General features: G+C 50.0%; 21 protein-coding genes. All 21 read left to right on the forward strand.

What is annotated here, in order from left to right; all coding sequences use genetic code 11:
• Nucleotides 1-166 precede the first annotated feature (166 nt).
• Nucleotides 167-982, forward strand: a complete 816-nt coding sequence (locus ACYUJT_RS00770) for a glycosyltransferase family 2 protein (RefSeq protein WP_460318021.1) — start codon at nt 167-169, stop codon at nt 980-982.
• A 4-nt stretch (nt 983-986) separates the two neighbouring features.
• Complete coding sequence (locus ACYUJT_RS00775) at nt 987-2,081, forward strand: glycosyltransferase family 2 protein (RefSeq protein WP_460318022.1); 1,095 nt, start codon at nt 987-989, stop codon at nt 2,079-2,081.
• Complete coding sequence (locus ACYUJT_RS00780) at nt 2,078-2,824, forward strand: glycosyltransferase family 2 protein (RefSeq protein WP_460318023.1); 747 nt, start codon at nt 2,078-2,080, stop codon at nt 2,822-2,824. Before ACYUJT_RS00775 ends, ACYUJT_RS00780 begins: the two co-directional genes overlap by 4 nt.
• Before the next feature lie 27 nt (nt 2,825-2,851).
• Complete coding sequence (locus ACYUJT_RS00785; RefSeq protein ID WP_460318024.1) at nt 2,852-3,583, forward strand: sugar phosphate nucleotidyltransferase; 732 nt, start codon at nt 2,852-2,854, stop codon at nt 3,581-3,583.
• 32 nt (nt 3,584-3,615) lie between these two features.
• Nucleotides 3,616-4,674 carry a GT-D fold domain-containing protein gene (locus ACYUJT_RS00790; protein ID WP_460318026.1) on the forward strand — a complete coding sequence of 353 codons (1,059 nt, stop codon included), beginning with the start codon at nt 3,616-3,618 and terminating at the stop codon, nt 4,672-4,674.
• Nucleotides 4,671-6,023, forward strand: coding sequence for a glycosyltransferase family 2 protein (locus ACYUJT_RS00795; RefSeq protein WP_460318027.1), 1,353 nt, complete (start codon nt 4,671-4,673; stop codon nt 6,021-6,023). The genes ACYUJT_RS00790 and ACYUJT_RS00795 overlap by 4 nt, the downstream gene beginning before the upstream one ends.
• A 121-nt stretch (nt 6,024-6,144) precedes the next feature.
• A complete protein-coding gene (locus ACYUJT_RS00800) occupies nt 6,145-6,432 on the forward strand; it encodes a nucleoside-diphosphate sugar epimerase (protein ID WP_460318029.1) in 288 nt (95 codons plus the stop codon).
• Between the two features lie 23 nt (nt 6,433-6,455).
• A complete protein-coding gene (locus tag ACYUJT_RS00805) occupies nt 6,456-6,806 on the forward strand; it encodes a restriction endonuclease subunit S (protein ID WP_460318031.1) in 351 nt (116 codons plus the stop codon).
• Nucleotides 6,803-7,105 (forward strand): hypothetical protein, encoded by a 303-nt coding sequence (locus tag ACYUJT_RS00810; protein WP_460318033.1) that lies wholly within the window; start codon nt 6,803-6,805, stop codon nt 7,103-7,105. Before ACYUJT_RS00805 ends, ACYUJT_RS00810 begins: the two co-directional genes overlap by 4 nt.
• A 3-nt stretch (nt 7,106-7,108) precedes the next feature.
• Nucleotides 7,109-7,483 (forward strand): hypothetical protein, encoded by a 375-nt coding sequence (locus tag ACYUJT_RS00815; protein ID WP_460318034.1) that lies wholly within the window; start codon nt 7,109-7,111, stop codon nt 7,481-7,483.
• A 161-nt stretch (nt 7,484-7,644) separates the two neighbouring features.
• Entirely contained in the window at nt 7,645-8,733 is a 1,089-nt protein-coding gene (locus ACYUJT_RS00820) for a CgeB family protein (protein WP_460318036.1), read from the forward strand.
• A 37-nt stretch (nt 8,734-8,770) separates the two neighbouring features.
• Entirely contained in the window at nt 8,771-9,904 is a 1,134-nt protein-coding gene (locus ACYUJT_RS00825; RefSeq protein WP_460318038.1) for a CgeB family protein, read from the forward strand.
• 66 nt (nt 9,905-9,970) lie between these two features.
• The gene (locus ACYUJT_RS00830) at nt 9,971-11,401 is read left to right on the forward strand and encodes a glycosyltransferase family 4 protein (protein WP_460318040.1); all 1,431 of its coding nucleotides are present in this window, start codon (nt 9,971-9,973) and stop codon (nt 11,399-11,401) included.
• 4 nt (nt 11,402-11,405) lie between these two features.
• Nucleotides 11,406-12,500, forward strand: a complete 1,095-nt coding sequence (wecB, locus tag ACYUJT_RS00835; protein WP_460318043.1) for a non-hydrolyzing UDP-N-acetylglucosamine 2-epimerase — start codon at nt 11,406-11,408, stop codon at nt 12,498-12,500.
• Entirely contained in the window at nt 12,490-13,476 is a 987-nt protein-coding gene (locus ACYUJT_RS00840; RefSeq protein WP_460318045.1) for a polysaccharide biosynthesis protein, read from the forward strand. The genes wecB and ACYUJT_RS00840 overlap by 11 nt, the downstream gene beginning before the upstream one ends.
• Nucleotides 13,473-14,303 carry a dTDP-4-dehydrorhamnose reductase family protein gene (locus ACYUJT_RS00845; protein ID WP_460318047.1) on the forward strand — a complete coding sequence of 277 codons (831 nt, stop codon included), beginning with the start codon at nt 13,473-13,475 and terminating at the stop codon, nt 14,301-14,303. Before ACYUJT_RS00840 ends, ACYUJT_RS00845 begins: the two co-directional genes overlap by 4 nt.
• Nucleotides 14,296-15,231 (forward strand): NAD-dependent epimerase/dehydratase family protein, encoded by a 936-nt coding sequence (locus ACYUJT_RS00850; RefSeq protein WP_460318049.1) that lies wholly within the window; start codon nt 14,296-14,298, stop codon nt 15,229-15,231. The genes ACYUJT_RS00845 and ACYUJT_RS00850 overlap by 8 nt, the downstream gene beginning before the upstream one ends.
• A complete protein-coding gene (locus tag ACYUJT_RS00855) occupies nt 15,228-15,947 on the forward strand; it encodes a glycosyltransferase (protein WP_460318051.1) in 720 nt (239 codons plus the stop codon). The genes ACYUJT_RS00850 and ACYUJT_RS00855 overlap by 4 nt, the downstream gene beginning before the upstream one ends.
• Nucleotides 15,948-16,084: 137 nt before the next feature.
• On the forward strand, nt 16,085-16,492 hold the full coding sequence (locus tag ACYUJT_RS00860) for a hypothetical protein (protein WP_460318053.1): 408 nt from the start codon (nt 16,085-16,087) through the stop codon (nt 16,490-16,492).
• A gap of 102 nt (nt 16,493-16,594) precedes the next feature.
• Nucleotides 16,595-17,527: a glycosyltransferase gene (locus tag ACYUJT_RS00865; RefSeq protein ID WP_460318055.1), complete on the forward strand. Its 933-nt coding sequence runs from the start codon at nt 16,595-16,597 to the stop codon at nt 17,525-17,527.
• 91 nt (nt 17,528-17,618) lie between these two features.
• The gene (locus ACYUJT_RS00870; protein ID WP_460318057.1) at nt 17,619-18,908 is read left to right on the forward strand and encodes a nucleotide sugar dehydrogenase; all 1,290 of its coding nucleotides are present in this window, start codon (nt 17,619-17,621) and stop codon (nt 18,906-18,908) included.
• Nucleotides 18,909-18,938 lie beyond the last annotated feature (30 nt).

Raw genomic sequence — 18,938 nt, forward strand, 5'->3', positions numbered from 1 at the left:
TGGATTGTTCCGCGAAACCGAGAATAGTCTTTTGTCTTTTTTCGGAAGGAAAGGACTGTACGTTTGCCGTTGCAACGCCCCCCCACGAACATACACTGTAGGAGGTAGTACAAAAAGCCCTATTCGCTCTATCATGCAGAAGCAGCTGGAACTGGGAGGTGAAAACATGCTTAGGAAGCGCAAGCTGGCACGCCGCTCCGCACGGCGGATCAGATATCATAAACGGTTGAAGTGGCGCGTGAAAAATCATCCAAACCCAGTGGTGTCTATCATTGTTCCAGCAATGAACGAGAGAAATACACTAAAGGGCGTTCTCTATGAAGCTAGCAGGGTTCATCCTTACAGCGAAATCATCGTCGTGGCTAACGGGTCGACGGATGGGACAGAGACATTGGCCAGGAAATGCGGAGCCCGCGTCATTGCCGTTGCCGAGCCGCTTGGACACGACATAGGGCGCCGCGTCGGCGCAGAAGCCGCTAGAGGACAGATCATGTTGTTCATCGATGCCGATATGGTTATTCCAGCTATGGAGCTTCGCCCCTTCGTCAAGGCGGTGAAAGAGGGAGTGGACGTGGCTCTAAACGATTATTCGGGGCCTACGGCAGGACGGGAAATTCATCCGGTTGTGTTGGCTAAATATTCGCTTAACGCCTTGCTAGGCCGATCCGATTTGAAAGGAGCTTCCCTGACGGCGGTTCCTCATGCCATGAGCCGCAAGGCGGTCGAAGCCATTGGGTATAGCGCGCTCGAGGTGCCGCCGGTAGCTCTAGCTGCTGCGGTGCTTCGCGGATGTAAAGTAAGAGCCGTGCACTCCGTTCAAGTGGGAAGGCTAAATCCGGTTAAATACAAAAACGGGAGAGCCGATCCACTAACCAGCCTGATCACAGGAGATCATTTGGAAGCCGTAAATCGGCTCATTCAGGAAGAAGGCCCGCGCGGGGGATACGGGGATCTCGGACGCAGGCGAGACAAGGTGAGGTGAGGGCATGCCAAGAAGAAAATACGAGATACCGATAAGCAGGCAGCGTTCTTCCAATCAAAATCATGCCCACAGCCGCCTGCAGCGGAAAAAATCGTCTAAGGCACAAGTGAAGCGCGAGATGAAATGGAGGGAGCTTGAGGAGAAGGCCTATCAAGCGGGATCTGCCGCAGCTTTGGCGGAGAAGGATGACTCACATTCGTATGAACATATGCAGGCCTGCTATATGGAATGGTATGAGGAGAAATGCCATACAACACTGCCTTGGCGTAGTGTGCTAGCCATTTCGAAAGCTTACCGCCGCGGGTATAACATGATCGTAAAGCAAGAGGTGCTGGGAATTCCGCTGCCACTGTACGGGACAGCGTCCGCGGTTGTTTCCGCCTGCAATGAGGGGAGGACGATTGCATCCGTTATAAACGAATTGCTCTGTCTGCCCCTTCAGGAAATTATCGTCATACTGAATGGATGCAAGGACGGCAGCTTCCGCGCCATCGAAAGCAACGAGCGCGTAACGGTAGTAAGCTACCCGGAGCGGCTGGGGCATGACGTTGCCCGTGCTATTGGAGCATCGCTTGCTAGCGGTGATACCGTGTTGTTTGCGGATGGCGATATCGTCCTTGCCGCCGAGGACTTAGCTTCTTTCCTAGTAGAGATCGGGAAAGGGGTTGACGTTGTTCTGAATGACATCTCACCATACTTGCCGCCATTCTCCAAACAGGATACCGTAACCCGCAGCAAGATGTTTCTTAACTATATGCTGGGCCGGCCCGATTTGAAGGCGAATTCCTTGACCGCCGTTCCCCATGCTTTATCCCGCCGGGCCTTAGCTGCTCTTGGAGCCAAGGCGCTAATCGTGCCCCCGAAAGCGCAGGCTTTGGCTATCGCATATGGACTGAAGGTCCGAGCTCCACGCCCGGTGGACGTGGTGAGAAACAACCGGCTGCGCAGCGGGAATGTCGGCGATGGAAATGAAGTCGCTCAGCTAATCCTTGGCGATCATGTCGAAGCGTTTGAAGCGGTAATGCGCCTGCAGGGATGCAGGCTGAAAATGACAAGGATGCCGCGCAGTGAACTGGCTAGAAAGAGGAATGGCAGATGAATGAGACAAAGCTGACCAGTATCATTATCCCAACGTATAACGGTCTGCACTTGCTGACCTCCTGCATTGAATCGATCCGCGAGCATACCGAAGTTCCATATGAAATTATTGTTGTCGATAACGGATCTACGGATGGGACGCAGGAATATTGCATTCAAGAGGGCCTTACATTTATAGCGCTGCCTAAAAATGAAGGATTCCCTGCCGCATGCAACAGGGGGCTCTCTATCGCTTCCGGCGAGCAGTTGCTTCTTCTGAATAACGATGTCATCGTCACGCCGCGCTGGCTGTCGAACATGCTTCGCGCGCTATACAGCGCGGAAGACGTAGGTATTGTCGGGCCGGTTACCAACTATGCGAGCGGATGCCAGCAAATAGAGGTCGTGTGGGATACGCAGGAAGAGTTTATGCAAGTCGCAAGCCGGCATAACCGCCCCAATCCGGCGAAGTGGCTTGAGGCCCAGCGTATTGTCGGTCTATGCTTCTTATTCAAACGAAGGCTGCGGGAAATCGTCGGGCTGTTCGACGAGCGCTTCTCGCCGGGGCATTATGAGGACGACGATTATTGCTACCGTGCGCGCCAGCATGGCTTTCGGCTGCTCATTAGCGGGGATACGCTCATTTATCATGCGGGAAGCGCCAGCTTTGCGTCAGCAAATCCGGGTGGCTGGGACGATCTGATCGAGTGCAATCGCCAGAAATTTATCGATAAGTGGGGGATTGACCCCTGGATATATCTATGACAAAAACAGCTTTGGGGAGGGAAGCAGATGAAAGGCGTAATATTAGCGGGAGGGACGGGAACCCGCCTTTATCCGTTGACTCGAATCATAAATAAACATCTTCTTCCGGTCGGGAGTTATCCGATGGTAAGCTATGGCATCGAACGGTTCCGGCAAGCAGGGATCAAGGACATTCTTCTCGTGATCAGCAAGCAATCTGCAGAACTATATACGAATTATTTGGGGAGCGGAGAGAACTTCGGGGTAAACCTGACCTATCGCATACAGGAAACCGCCGGCGGAATTGCCGAAGCTCTAAATTTGGCAAAAAGCTTTATCGCGCCCGGGGAGAAATTCGTTGTGCTCTTGGCGGATAATTTATTTTTGGATGATTTGACGCCTTATGTTCAGAGTTATATGAAACAGATTCATGGAAGTGCGAGAGTGCTGCTTAAACCGGTTGATGATCCCAGGAGGTACGGGGTTCCGGTGTTCGATCAGTCTCGTCCCGACCTGATTTCCTATATTGAAGAGAAGCCGGCGAAACCTCAATCCAACTACTCCGTGACGGGAATCTACATGTATGATGATATGGTCTTCGAACGAATTAACGCGATAGACCGTTCTGCCCGGGGGGAATTGGAAATCACCGACGTTAACAACTTATACGCTAGAGATGGGAAGCTGGAGTACGATGTTCTCCAACTGTGGTGGGGGGATGCAGGAACGTTCGAATCGCTGCTGGAGGCCGGTGTACGGATGAGAGGCGTGCTTCCTTAGCAATCATCATGATGAGCGAGAGGGGGGCTTGCATGAATTGGAAGCGCAGCAGACGGCACAAGCGCAGAAGGCGTGGTTGGAACAGGATAAGAAGCCGGATGAAGACAGGGAGGCGAGCGTCGGCACGGAACCGGTCGAGTACGGCAGCAGACGAATGGCTTCCCATGAGTACTTCGCCTGCGCCTCTGCCTGAACCACTGCCAGAGCCTTCCCCAAAGGACATAACTATTCCTGGGGCGAGCGCGGCTAGTAACTATGACGAAGGCTATCGGCAAGGCTACTATGAGGGCGGTGAAGCAAAGGTTGAACGGCAGCTCCCTCCTTACACCGTACTGCCGGATCTTACCCTTGATGATGTGATCGCCCGAGGGATTCAGCAAGTAACGGCCTCGCTCGTTCCAATCATGTCTCCGACAGCAGTATGCACGGAAATCATTCGTGCCCTGGGTCAGCGGCGGCCGTTTTCGGTCATCCGGCTCGGTGACGGGGAACTGCTCACCCTAGCGCATGATATGATCATTTCCACGGAGCAAGCCAGGCTATGGGGACCGTTTCTGCCCTATGCTGGGGTTACGCTGCCTGATGCGGCAGCCAGCCGATCATTAGCGGAATCCATCCGCAAGGCGAATATCGTCGGTATTCCCGTGTCTCGTCACCCCTCGTTCCAAGGGCTGTTATTTCCGGCCTTGAATCAGCTAGATATTTCCCACCACAAGCTGAGGATGACTTCCTCTACGGTGAATTACGCCTTGCATGAACAAGGATTGCTATATCGAATGCTTTATGGGCAGAAGCTGCTTCTTATCGGAAATAAGGCGGCTGGATTATCAGGTGTGCTCGAAAGCGGCGGCCTAGAGGTTACAGGGATCGTCACCCCGGTTAACGGAGTGCATGATGTACAGCGCATCGTAGAACAAGCCGCTTTGATCGAATTTGATCTTGCCTTAGTTGCGGCTGGGGTTGCCGCTGTAATGATTTGTACGGCCATCGCCGAAGAATTAGGCAAAGTGTCGTTTGACATGGGGCATTTGGCGAATCGGCTGGAGAGCGGAGAGGCCCTCTTGCTACCGGAGGTGGAGGTGAACGGATGAGTCGAGGCAGACGTATGTCGCTGCGGGAAGCTGTACAGAGGGAACGGGCAGAGGCGATTAGCCGCTCGAAGAGAAAACATGCCGGGAAATACGGGATCGGATTTCAAGCCGGATATCGGCTAGGGGTAGAGGAGGGGCAGCGCGCTTTTGCAATTCCATTCGAAGGCACGAGCATCATCATTCCTACGTACAATCAAAAAGAGCTGCTCCTGCAGTGCATAGCTGGTATTGAAGCTCATACGGAGCATCCCTATGAGATCATTGTCATCGACGATGGTTCCACAGACGGAACAGGTGAGGCGCTGCAGAAGCGGCGAGGCGCGGTTCGTGTCGGCAGCCACCGCGGGAATTTAGGTTTTGCTAGCGCTGTGAATACCGGATTGATGATGGCAAAGGGACAGAAGATAGTGCTGTTAAATAACGATGTCATTGTAACTGAGCGCTGGCTGAAACAAATGATCGCCGTACTGGACAGCAACCCCAATGCGGCGGTTGGTCCGGTTACGAATTATATCGGCGGCGAGCAGCAAATAGATACCGATTATCATAGCCGGTCTGAAATGGAATCATTTGCGGCGAATTACAATGTGGCGGACAGATCCAAATGGCGGGAGACCGATCGGCTCGTGGGCTTTTGCGTGCTGTTTAGCCGCGAGCTGTTTGAGGAGGTAGGCTATTTCGACGAAGGATATGAGATCGGCAACTTCGAGGATGATGACTGGATGCTGCGCCTGCGGCTGCAGGGCAAACGCCTGGTCATTGCCGGGGATACATTCGTGCACCATATCGGAAGCGTGACCATGAAGAGGCTGGGCGACGAACGATATGTCGTCGTAAATCGCCAAAATGAGCGTCTTTTTCACGAAAAATGGGGCAAACCGTTTGAACTTATTCAGCGTTTGAACGCTAAAGAGAGAGAGCTTCGTCATCGCAAATCCAGTGATTTTTTTCCGACACACGTCTGGGTGGAAGGAGCAGGCAAGCCGTTTTGGTTGGAGTATGGCGTTAAATATCCGTTGATTGAAGTGTCGTCCAGAGGCCTGCCGATGAAGCCGGTCAGGCTTTCAGTCATCGATTTGCTGCGAATTCCTACGGGAACCCGGTTGTCAGAGTGCAAACAAGCCCCTACGGAAGGTGAATTTTTGCAGGAGGGAGCGGTCGTCCGGTGTGAGAACGGCAAGCTATATCAGTTCGACCGGGGCCGGATGCGCGAATTTGCTTCGGGTTATACTCGCGAGCTGTGGGGTCTGCCTATCGAGCCTGATCTCCTTACATTAGATGAGCTCAAACAATATGAGGAAGGTGTGCCGATCCTTCCGCCCCCCCGATTAAAATCAGAAGATCTATAATACCCCGTCATTGCAGTAACGGGGAAGCTGAGCCCCGCATATGCTGGAACAGGTGAAGCCGGGGCCGGTGATCAGTTACGCTAGTGTCCCCGGTTAATCGAGCAAAGTAGGGGGAATCCCGGTGGAACAGAAGATCACGGAGCTCATCATCCATATGTCCCACTCGCATGCGCAGATCGCGCGAATCATCGATGCCGAGCGGCAGGTTGCGGTGCGAATAGCGCAGATCATTCATTCCATACCAGATGCCGATCCGGCTTTTGATGGAACCGACGGGTTGATTGAAAACGCGGGGCGCATTAACAAGAGCGTTGTCTCCTATTTGAATTCAATTGCCGATCTGCAGGAAGCCATGGCAGAAAATTTGGAACTCGTGGTCAAGCAATTAAAAGATCAGGATGAAGAATAGGTTGCTAGAGTGGGGATGATATCATGAGCAGAGAGCAGTCTTTTTTGAATGTGTTGGATGCGGCGGCCAAGGTTCAATGGAATGTTGCCATGATTTTGGAGGCAAAGGCGGTAGAGGTTGAAAAAGCGCGCAATTGGATGATTAACCATGTGCATGGCGGAAGCTTTGAGAGTCATGAGAAGATGCTGTCGGAACCGCTCGATATTCATGAACAGCTCGTTGAAGTGATAGACGGGTTAACCAAGCTGCAGAACGGTTTTAACGGCAATTTGAAGGCTGTCCTCATATCCGATGAGGAGGAATCGGGCTCTGACGATGGCGGATTTGACGGATTATTCAGCGGTTCCTTTGATTTGGAGGACTCGGACAAATGATAACGGGTGTTGGCTCGGTCGAGGCATCCAAGCTGCGGCTGATAGACTCGATCGCCAAGAGCCAAACGGCGATGGCCCGAATTTTGGACAGTTTGGCAGATGTGACGGATCATTCGGCTGAGACGGCACGCCATTTGGCTCATAATATTCAAGCTCTGACCAGGTACCAGCAAGCCATTGCGCAAACGGTGTGTGGCATTACTCTGCATCAAGTACAATATGGAACTCCTTCAATGCCCTGGATTATGGATTCGTGCTACCCGGCTAACATCGCTGCCCGAGGAGAACGGGAGGATTAAAGAATGTTAACGACCAAAACCCGGCGGAAAAGCCGTACTAAGCTAGTCAAAAGAAAAAGAAGAAGAACAAGTTTAGGGGGCAAACGCAAGATATCGCTTAGACGCAGACGCAGACATCTTAGCCGGAAATCTGGCAGTAGAGTCAGGCATGGGCGGCGATTACGGCGAAAAAAGCCGAACATTCCGCAGCGCCAAGCTGAGATTGCCCCTACGGTAGTGCCGGGTCCTGAACCGGCAGTGCCTTTGCCAGCCGCTCCTGTAGATGATCCGGCCTTATTTCAGCAGGCCTATGATGTAGCCTACCAGGAGGGATTCAATTCGGGATTTTCTAAAGGCTTTGAGGATGGCCACAAATTAGCGTATAAGAATAGAGTTTGAATGCAAGCGGGCTTTTGCTCCGGGATTACCGGAGAGAGCCCGCTTTTTCGTGGCATTCGCCAATTTATGAGTTTTCCGGGTAGTCGTCCATGATGCACATGCCCTCCAAGCATATATTTATACAGACCTAGGAAATTTCAATATAGATAGGATGAATTGCCTTGAAAAGTTTGAACAAATCGGATTCTAGCATAGCTTTCCGGGATGGTTATTTTGAAGGCTACCGGTTCGGCGGGTGTCAGGCTGTTTTGGAGCGAATTCCGAAGCAAAAATCGCCTAGCAAAAGCAAATGCCGCGTACTCTATATTCCTCAAGGATTCGAGGCGATCGATCGTGGGGTAGCGGAAGCATTAAGCGGACTGGTGGCAGAATCCGTCGTGGCCGATCCTGGGTCCGCATTGGCTATGGCGGTCTCATACCGCCCTGATCTGGTGCTTGTGATGAATGGGCTGCATGTATTTCCTCCCGAGCACGAGGAGCAGATCATGGCCATACGCGAGTTGGGAATCCGTACGGCGATATGGTTTGTCGATGACCCCTATTTTACGGACGATACAATACGGATTGCGCAAACCTATGATGACGTATTTACGCATGAACTGGAATGCGTAGCACTATATCAAAGAAACGGCTGCAGGAATGTTCATTATCTTCCGCTTGCTGCTAATCCGCAAATGTTCCGCCCGGTGCGCTCCTCGCCGGAATATCTTTACGATATTTGCTTTATCGGCAATGCCTTTTGGAACCGCGTAGAGCTATTTAATCAGATGGCATCTTACCTGCAGGACAAGAAAGTGTTCATTGCGGGGCAGCATTGGGATCGTCTGGCTGATTACGACCGGCTGTCCCGGTTCATAAACAACAAATGGATCGAGCCGGAAGAGACGGTGTCGTATTATAACGGAGCCAAGATCGTCATTAATCTTCATCGTCCTACGCAGGCCGGATTGGATAACCGGAATGGCTTGAATATTCCGGGGAGCTCGATCAATCCTAGAACCTTTGAGATCAGCGGCTGCGGTACATTGCAAATTACAGATATTCGCAACGATTTAACACTGCATTATAAACCAGGGTATGACATCGAGACATTTGCTGACGCAGGTGAACTTCAAGCGAAAATCGATTATTACTTGAGCCATGATCAAGAGCGTCTCCAAATGGCCTGGCGCTCTTTGTGGACGACTCGGTCCAAGCATACGTTTCATCGACGTATTAAAAACTTGCTTACCAAATTGAAAATGAAGTAAGCAATTGTGACGCGATAATTCAAGAGGGAGTGACGACATGATCGTTCATTCGGATTTACAGTCAACGGCTGTAAGAGAAGGAGAAGTGTATGATTCTAGCCGGAGAGGAAGGGAAGCAGGATTAAAGAGCGGCTATGATGAGGGATATTTGCGCGGACGTGCAAAAGCGATCGTGGAAGCGGCCCATATTCATTTTCCCAAAAGAGATTTGAAAGTCCTCTATGTGTCCTCGGGTAAGGGATTTCCTTATGCTCCGATCGATGAAGCCATTATTGCCACTCTCCAAACGCTGGCAACGGAAGTGAACGTAGCGGGACCCAAGCAACCGATCTCGGAACTTGCGGCGAGCATTGTGCCCGATTTAATGCTTGTGCTGGATGGGATGGAAATGCCTGTGGAGCAAGTGGACGCGGTACGCTCTCAAGGGGTACGTACTGCAATTTGGTTGACGGATGACCCTTATTACACCGACATGACTGTAAGAACTGCGCCTCATTATGATTACGTATTTACCTTGGAACGTAATTGCCTGGATTTCTACCGTTCTGCAGGGTGCGCCAATGTATATTATTTGCCCTTTGCAGCCCATGTAGGCCATTACCGTCCAACGTTGACCCGTTCGCCTGTTCGGCGTGAAATCAGCTTCATCGGCTCGGCCTACTGGAACCGCATTGAATTTTTGCAGCCGATTATTGGCGGTTTGATGGAGAAAGGCTTGACGATTAATGGAATTTGGTGGGATCGATTGCCGGAATATGCCTCCTATCCTGACCGGATAGAAATAGGAAAATGGATGGGACCCGGCGAAACGGGAGAAGTATACAGCGGATCTAAGATCGTGCTGAATATGCATCGTTCCCCTTATGATACAACCGTAAATAACAATTCGATCGGCCTTACCGCTGCTTCTCCCAACCCCCGGACATTCGAAATCTCCGCCTGCGCAACATTACAGCTTGCTGATGTGCGAGATGATTTAGCGAGCTTCTATATTCCAGGCAAGGAAATTGAAACCTTCAGCAGCTCGAGCGAGCTGTATGACAAAGTGAATTATTATTTAAGTCATGAGACGGAACGTCGTGAGATAGCCCTTAACGCTTTGGAGAGAACCTATCGTGAGCATACGTATTCCCACCGTCTTCATGAAATGCTCAGCCGGGTTTTTGGTTAGACTGATTGTCATTTATCAAGACGGGGAGGTGAGGCTCTCCTTACCCCCTTATGAGGAGAGGCCGTTATGTCAGAATCGAGGAAGCTGTTGTTATTCTCGCATATTTGCAACAAGAGAAATATAACAGGAGCAGAGAAACTGCTGCTCTTTCTGGCCACGAGATTATCACCGTATTTTCAATGCGTTATAGTCGTTCCTAAAGAGGGCTTGTTATCCCGGCTAGCCAGGCGACACGGCATAAGAACGATTGTACAGAATATTCCGCTCCTTTACGGAATGTGTTTGCCTCATGAAGGTTTGGCGCAGCAAATTGAGGATTCTCTGAAGGAGGCAGCGTTTAAAGAAACCTCACGGCTTTTATCTAAAGAACGGCCGGATTACGTGCTTGTTAATACCAGTGTTCATGTGATCCCGGCCATGGCAGCGAAATCCATGGGTATCCCCGTTATTTGGCATATTACCGAAGTGATTGCCAGCAACGGATACACGGAAGCCTCTACCCAAATTATCGATCGGTACAGCGATTGGATTATTTGCATTTCGGAATCGGCAGCCTTTCCCTTACGCGGCTGCTCAGCCGGGAAGCTCAATATCCTATATCCTTCCTGGTCTTGGAGCGATTTCAGCCCCCATAAGTGGCCGCAGTTGCGAGAGCAGCAGAGACATAAATGGAAGGTGGGTTCTGATAATCGGCTGATTGGCTATATTTCGTCCTATTTGACCGCCGAGAAGGGAGCGGATCATTTTATTGAAGCAGCTCTGATATTGGCAGGCCAATATCAGCAAAGCAGTTTTGTGGTGATCGGCGCTGAAATAAATGGGCCGTATTATCTTAGGCTGCAGCAAAGGGTCGCTGAATCTCCTTACGCGGAACGGTTCGTATTTATCGATTACGTGTCTGACATTGAAGCGGCTTTCAGCGCGATGGACATCGTTATTGTTCCCAGCCTGCGGGAGGAAGGTTTCGGTCTTACGGCCATGGAGGCAATGATTCTAGGGAAGCCGGTCATTGCCTACGCATCCGGAGGCCTGGAAGAAATATTACGATTAACGGGCAACCAGCCGTTTCTCGTTTCTGCCGGAGACTATTCTGAGCTTAGCGCCAAAGTGTCTCGGTTGCTGGAAGAGCCGGGCCTAATAGAATCGGTTGGCAGCAACAACCGGATCCAGATTGAAGCTTGCTTCGGTCCGGAAGCTTACGAAGCTAATCTGCAGGCTGTGTTGAGTCACATGAATGGGTTGACTCCTAATGGTGCAGGTCTGCCTGCGCTTCGGCCTGTGCCTAAATCGGAACCAAGGGCGAGACGCGGGGCTAAAAAGGCCAGGGTATTGCCCTCCGCTCACAGACGGCTTAAGAGCCTGAAGCGTTTGAAGCGCCGGCGGAATGGAAGCAGGGCCCGAATGAAACATGGAGCGCGAAACATGCGTCGGACTCGGCGGGTTAGCCGTATGCGAAAAAGAGGAAAAGTCAGGAAAAGACTTTCAACAGGGAGATGAGATAGTGAGAATTTTGACCATACTCGGAACTCGACCGGAAATCATTCGCCTCAGCTTGATTATTCCCCTGCTGGATCATTATGCCGACAAACATGTGCTGGTGCATACCGGGCAAAATTTCAATACCAGTCTTAGCGATATTTTTTTTCAAGAGCTCGGTCTCAGGCAGCCGGACTATATTTTAAAAAACCGCAATACTACGCTGGGGAACCAGCTAGCCGCCATGTATTCGCAATTGGAATCGATATTAAATGCAGAACAGCCGGATCGGGTTCTCCTTCTTGGGGATACGAACAGTGCGCTGTGCGCCATATTGGCAGAGCGGATGGGCATTCCTGTCATCCACATGGAGGCAGGGAACCGCTGCTTTGATTTGGAGGTGCCCGAGGAGAAGAACCGCAAATTGATCGATGCGATTTCTACAATTAATATGCCGTATACTCCGCAAAGCAAGCAGCATCTCTTAGCGGAAGGCGTGCCGAGCCGACGGATCATTTTGACAGGCAATCCAATCTATGAGGTCATGAAGCATTACGAGCCTTTCATTGCGCACAGTGATGTTCTGGAACGGCTGAAACTCAAGCCAGGCCAGTATTTCCTGGTTACGACGCACCGCGCGGAGAATGTGGATCATCCCGGCCATTTGCACGAGATCATGGAGGGATTGAACAAAGTAGCTGAAACCTATGGCCAGCGCCTGATCTGCAGCATCCATCCCCGAACGAAGTCCCGTATCGCCAGCGATTTGAAAATTCAAATGAATCCACTTGTTGAGTTCCATGAGCCTTTTGGCTTCTTCGATTTCGTTAAATTGGAGCGGCATGCCCGCTGCGCCCTGACGGATAGCGGCACCGTACAGGAAGAGTGCTGCATCATGCAGGTGCCTACGGTAACTATTCGCAGAACGACGGAACGGCCCGAAACCGTGGATTGCGGCAGCAATGTCGTATCCGGACTGGATTCGCAGAGAATCGCTGCTGCAGTAGGGTTAATGATCGGTCTGGAGCGCTCCTGGACTTGTCCCGAGGGTTACCTGGAAGAGCGAGTCTCACGGAAGGTTGTTAAATTCGTGCTGGGGGGGAAGGTGAATGTTCAATAATCAAGTTATTCTCGTGACAGGAGGAACCGGATCATGGGGATATGAGCTCGTCAAACAGGTTCTGCTTCAGCAGCCTAAGGAAATTATCGTATTTTCACGCAATGAGTCTACACAGGTCGCCATGAGCCGGGCATTCGAGGATCCCCGACTTACGTTTCGTATCGGCGATATCCGCGATAAAGAGGCTTTGATGGATGCGTGCAAGAATGTCGATATCATATACCATTTGGCTGCATTAAAGCATGTTCCCGTTTGTGAGGATCAGCCCTATGAAGCTTTAAAGACTAACGTAGTTGGGACGCAGAATGTCATTGAGACCGCTATGGAAAATAAAGTGAAAAAAGTGATTTACATTTCTACGGATAAAGCGGCAAATCCTTCTAACTTCTACGGCATGACCAAGGCGATCGGTGAGAAGCTGATCGTATATGCCAATTTGCTGCAAAGCGATACGAAATTCGTATGTGTGCGCGGAGGAAATGTGCTTGGCACCAATGGCAGCGTGATTCATTTGTTTAAAAACCAAATTTCAAACAAAAATCATGTACGTATCACGGATTTTAAAATGACGCGCTTCTTCTTTACACTTCCGGACGCCATTAGCTTGCTTTTCAAGGCTTCCGTCGAAAGTATCGGCGGGGAAATCTTCGTTATGTCCATGCCGACCTGCCGGATTGTGGATTTGGCCGAGGTGCTGATTGAAGCATCAGGCAAGGAGAACGTGGAAATTATTGAGTCTGGTATCCGCCCTGGCGAGAAAATTCATGAAATTCTGATGAGCGAATACGAGAGCTTGACTACCGTAGTCTATGACCGCGAATATTTGGTGATTCTCCCTAACTTGAATCTGCCGGAATTAAAGGAGCGATACAGCCAGTATCCCCTTGTCCCGTTTGACAGCTTTAGCTCGGAGCACAATTTAATGAACAAAGACGATATCCGGAATTTATTGATTCGCGGAGGGTTCATATCATGAAGATTTTAATCGTCGGCGGCAACGGGATGGCAGGTCATGTATTCGTTCGTTATTTCCAGCGGCAGGGGAAACATCATGTTTTTTATACGACCCGGGACGCGAGCGACCCCGGGTCGCTCATTCTTGACGTTGACGACGTATCCGCGGTAGACCGGGCCATTCAACTCGTCAATCCGGATATCATCATTAACGCTGTAGGTGTACTGAACCATTGCGCGGATCTGGATAAAATAGGCGCTTATCATATTAACGGATTTCTCCCACATCGGCTGCGCCGGGCAGCAGATGCGTTGTCTGCCCGATTAATCCACATCAGTACAGATTGCGTATTTCTGGGCAGCAAAGGGAGATACACGGAAAATGACATGACCGACGGCACATCCACCTATGCGGTTACGAAAGCGCTCGGGGAGGTACGGAACGAGGGGCATCTTACGATTCGGACATCGATTATTGGACCCGAAATACGCGAGCAGGGAATCGGATTGCTGCACTGGTTCTTAAGTCAAAAAGGAAAAGTAAACGGGTATCGCCGGGTTCCATGGAACGGAGTGACAACCATTCAATTGGCGAAGGTCATCGACTCCGTGCTGGACTCCTCCTTATCGGGTCTCGTGCATCTCGCACATCCAGAAACCGTCACGAAGCATGATATGCTGAAGCTATTTCAGGAAATCTGGAACAAGCAGGATGTAACCATCGTTCCCGCGGATGAGCCGGTAATTGACCGCACCTTGGTATCGACTCGGAAGGATGTTCATTTTGCATTGCCTTCCTTTCGCGGCATGATTGAAGAAATGGCAGAGTGGATGAAAGGCGATGGATAACCGCATCGTTCTGGTTACCGGAGCAGCAGGTTTTACCGGACAGCATGCCTGCAAGAGACTCGCCGAGAAAGGTTACCGGGTAGCTGCGATTGTCCGATCCCGTTCATCCCTCAAAGCGCTGCCCCTCATAAAACATGTGGATTATTATGTGTGCGATTTGAACCGGCCGACAGAGATCCACGAAGCCGTCCAGCGGATATCACCTGGCTATGTTCTTCACCTGGCCGGCAAAAATTCCGTTCCTGAATCCTGGGAAAATCCGCTTTTATACATGGAAAGCAATATTATGGGGACCGTGTATTTGTTAAATGCTCTGCATCAGCACGGGGGAACTCCCATATTAATCGCTGGATCGCGCCTTAAATTTGATTTGAGTTTCCCTATAGAACCGACTCATCCATACGGACTGAGCAAATCGATCCAAGAGGTCGTCTCATTGGCATGGGGAGAACTGTTCCATCAACACGTCATATTGGCAGAGCCTTGTAATCTGATCGGCCCCGGTCCCTCCACTGGCATTTGCTCCCTGCTGGCAGGATATATTGCCGCTTTGGAACGAGGAGAATCCAGGCCGAGGTTCCGGCTGTCTTCAGCGAACGCCAAAAGGGATTTTCTCGATGTCAGAGATGCGGTAGATGCCTATGAATTGCTTTTGCGTCAAGGAAGTGCGGGGAAGGTGTACCCGGTATGTTCCGGAGTCGAGAGAAGACTCGGCGATGTATGCAAAAGCTTCATAAATATGGCCAGAATACCGTGTCCGCTTGAAGAAGTGGGCACGGAAGGAGCAGAAGAAGGGATCTCGGAAAGTGCTTCCCTAATACAGCCCGAGCTCCTGAGCGAAATGGGCTGGAGCCCGTTGATCCCGTGGGAGACCTCGGTAAGCGATATTTTACAATATTATCGATGGGAGGATGCGGATCGTTTATGAGTGTGAAGGTAAGCATCATTATTCCTTTTTATAACTGCCCTTATATTGCGCAGGCGGTATCAAGCGCTCTAGATCAAACTTATCCTAATATAGAAATCATTGTGGTGGACGACGGTTCTACTTCTTATGCGGAGCTGCTGGCCCCTTACCAGCACCGCATTCATTATTTAGGCAAGCGCAACGGGGGAACGGCAACTGCGCTGAACCACGGAATACGCCATGCTTCGGGAGACTATTTCGCTTGGCTAAGCTCGGATGATATATTTTATCCCGATAAGATCAACATTCAGCTTCATGAAATGCTGAGACACAAAGCAGTCATTTCCCATACGAATTTCGATTATATCGATGAAAATGGTACGTTTACCCAACACGGGGCAGGAGCTTCGCCCATGACCCGTCGAGAGCTGCTGGAGACATTTCTGCGCGGAAATCCGATCAACGGCTGCACCGTAATGATTAAACGCAGCTTGCTTAAGCGGGTGGGACTATTCGATGAGAAACTCCCTTATACGCATGATTATGATTTGTGGTGCCGAATGTTGCTGGCCGGAGTTCCATTTCATTATGTGAACCAGCCTTTGATCGCTTATCGGCGCCATCCCGGCATGGGAACAATTCGGCATGAACCGGTCATTGTGCAAGAGATTGCATCTTTACGATCTCGGTACAAAAGGGCTTTTCACCGTCTGCTGCATCGCCTTCGGGATGCATGAGGCTCCTTTATTCCGCTGCGTATTCAAGTTGCCGGTCTAAGGGCCAAATTAAGCTTTTGCCTTATGTGAACTGTCTAGGCCACGTCGAATAAACGAGCATATGGTAATGTAACTTCTTTTCAGGAGGTGATTTGCTTTTGGGCGTTTTCTTGGATGCTAGAACATCCCTCAATTCAAATCGGACGGGGTCACCCGGGACGCCGCTGTCTTCGGCGCCGGAGCTCTTTGGCATTATAGGGCTGCAAACGAAGAACATCCCTAATCCGATCGTTATTCTGCATGGAACCATCGGTATCCTTGGCGATATCGGAGATGTGGTTACGATTGAAATCGTACGGGGCGCGACTTATGCTCCGCAGAATGTCATTCATACGATTGAAGATGTGGTCAGCGAATCTTCAGCCACCCATTTGACAACCTTTGTTACTGCTGATATTAATGCGCCGGGTGCGCCAGAAACAATTTACAGCAGCTACGTATCGGGCATCTCGACATCGATTCGAAATGGTCCTGAATCATTTGTTGGTATAGCGTCAACTTCTTAATGCTGCTGCTGTCCGAAAGCTTGTCAGATGAATTAGGCAGGCTTTCGAGCTTTTTTTCTTATTGAGAAATCTTGAAAGCCGCCTCGGAAAGGAATGAGGTTTATGAAGCGGCTCAAAATATTGTTTATTACAAAGGACTTCAGTCAGTATTTAGAGAGGAACTTTCATTATTTACAGCTGGAACTGGCGAAGCACGCTGATCTGGCACTTTGTCATGAGGGCGGGACAATGAGCGAGATTCTGGAGCGAATTCCGTTTACCCCTGATTTCATTCTGTTGAATGATATGTTTCATTCAACGCATTGTCCCCCTGTTGAAGGGGTCTTCGATCTGCAGATTCCTTGGGGCATGATTATGCATGATCTTCATGGGCATGTAGATAAGCGAAGGGAGTTTCTCGCTTGCAAGCCGGAAAACATCTTTACGATTTACCGCAGCGCTTTTCGCGCCAGATATCCCGAATTTGAGGGGAATTTATTTTGGCTGCCCCATTTTGCCGAGCCTACGGTATTTCGAAATTATGGTCAGGCGAAGGACATTGATATTTTACTCATGGGAGCGATCAACCGCAGAATATATCCGCTGCGTCACTTAATGAAAAATACGTATATGAAAAGGCCGGGCTTCGTCTTTCATAAGCATCCGGGCTATGCCAACTTCGAATCGGATCAACAAGTGCTGGTTGCCCAAAAATTTGCCATGGAGGCCAACCGGGCCAAAATTTTTCTGACGTGCGATTCCATTCATAAATATTCTTTGCGCAAATACTTTGAAGTGCTTGCGAGCTATACTCTCTTAATAGCCTCGCGGAACGAGGATTTAAGAGATTTAGGCTTTAGGCCGGATGTGCATTTTGTAGCTGTTTCCGAACATGACTTTGAGGAGAAGGTTGAGTTCTATTTGCGTCCGGAGAATGATGCCTTGCGCGAGCAAATCACGAGACAAGGCTACGAGTTTATCCATGAAAAGCATACGACGGCAGTACGTGCTCAGAGATTGATTGCAATTATTCGACAAATCGTGAATTCCAGATGAAAGTTGGATCTTAAGGAAGTCAGATGTCCAAGCTAAAAGCATTCTTCTCTCATATACTACTCTAGCAGCATAAGGAGAAGGAGGGCTGACATTGAGTCGAACCATTGCAATCATTGGACTTGGCTACGTAGGATTGCCACTGGCAGAAGCGTTTCTTGAGAAAAAATATAGCGTTATCGGGATTGATATGGATGAACATAAGATTCAGAGTTTGAAACTAGGCAAAAGTTATATTGCCGATGTTGCGGATGGGGTCATCAAATTAGCTGTTGAGCAGGGCAGGTTGCGCATATCCTCTGATTTTAGCGACATTAATCCCGCCGAAGCGATTATTATTTGTGTGCCTACTCCCTTAACAAAGGAGCATGTGCCGGATCTTTCTTTTCTTATCGATGCTGCTAAGAGTCTGAGAGATTATTTGCAGCCCGGTCAATTGGTTACATTGGAGAGCTCGACCTATCCAGGAACGACTAGGGAAGTGCTGCTGCCGTTGCTGGAACAAAGCGGGCTGAAAACAGGCAGGGACCTCTTTATCGGCTTCTCTCCCGAAAGAGTGGATCCTGGAAATGATGAGTATCGGTTAACCGCCATCCCTAAAATAGTCAGTGGCGTAACTGATACTTGCGCCGTTCGGACAGAGCAGCTCTATAAGAGCGTTTTTAGCAAGGTGATTAAAGTGTCCTCCACGGACACAGCCGAAATGACGAAGCTTCTGGAAAATACTTTTCGTTTCGTGAACATCTCTTTCATCAATGAGTTTGCTATTTTGTGCGATAAGCTGAATATCAATGTATGGGAAGTCGTAGAGGCTGCATCCTCTAAACCGTTTGGATATACGGCATTCTATCCCGGTCCGGGAATCGGGGGGCACTGCATCCCTGTAGACCCGCATTATCTGCAGTGGAAAACGCAGCAAATCGGGGAAAGCAGTTCGTATATAGAACTTTCCTCTCGCATCAACGAGAGTATGCCTGCCTATGTGCTCTCCAAAATTAAGGAAGCGATTGGCCAAGATATGTTGAAGGGATGCAGGATATTCGTGTTAGGCGTAACCTTCAAGAAGAACGTTGCGGATATTCGCGGCTCCAGCTCCATCGAGCTGATACGCCTGCTTGTCCAAGAAGGTGCAAAGGTATCGTATGATGATCCTTATATCAAGAAGCTTGATATAGATGGAAGTATGCTTCAGGCAACACAGGCGTGCAAAACGGAGTTTCGCCTTGCGGACTGCGTCATCATTGCAACTGATCATCGGGAGCTCCCGTTGCGTGAGGTATTGAAGCATTCACGCCTTGTATTCGATACGCGCAACGCGACAGCGGGTATGTCCGGGAAGGCCAAAGTAATTGTGCTTGGCGGAGGGCGCATAGACACGGCGTAAAACGGTATATGCAGGATTTTAAATCAAAAG

Source organism: Paenibacillus sp. YSY-4.3, from assembly GCF_054767475.1.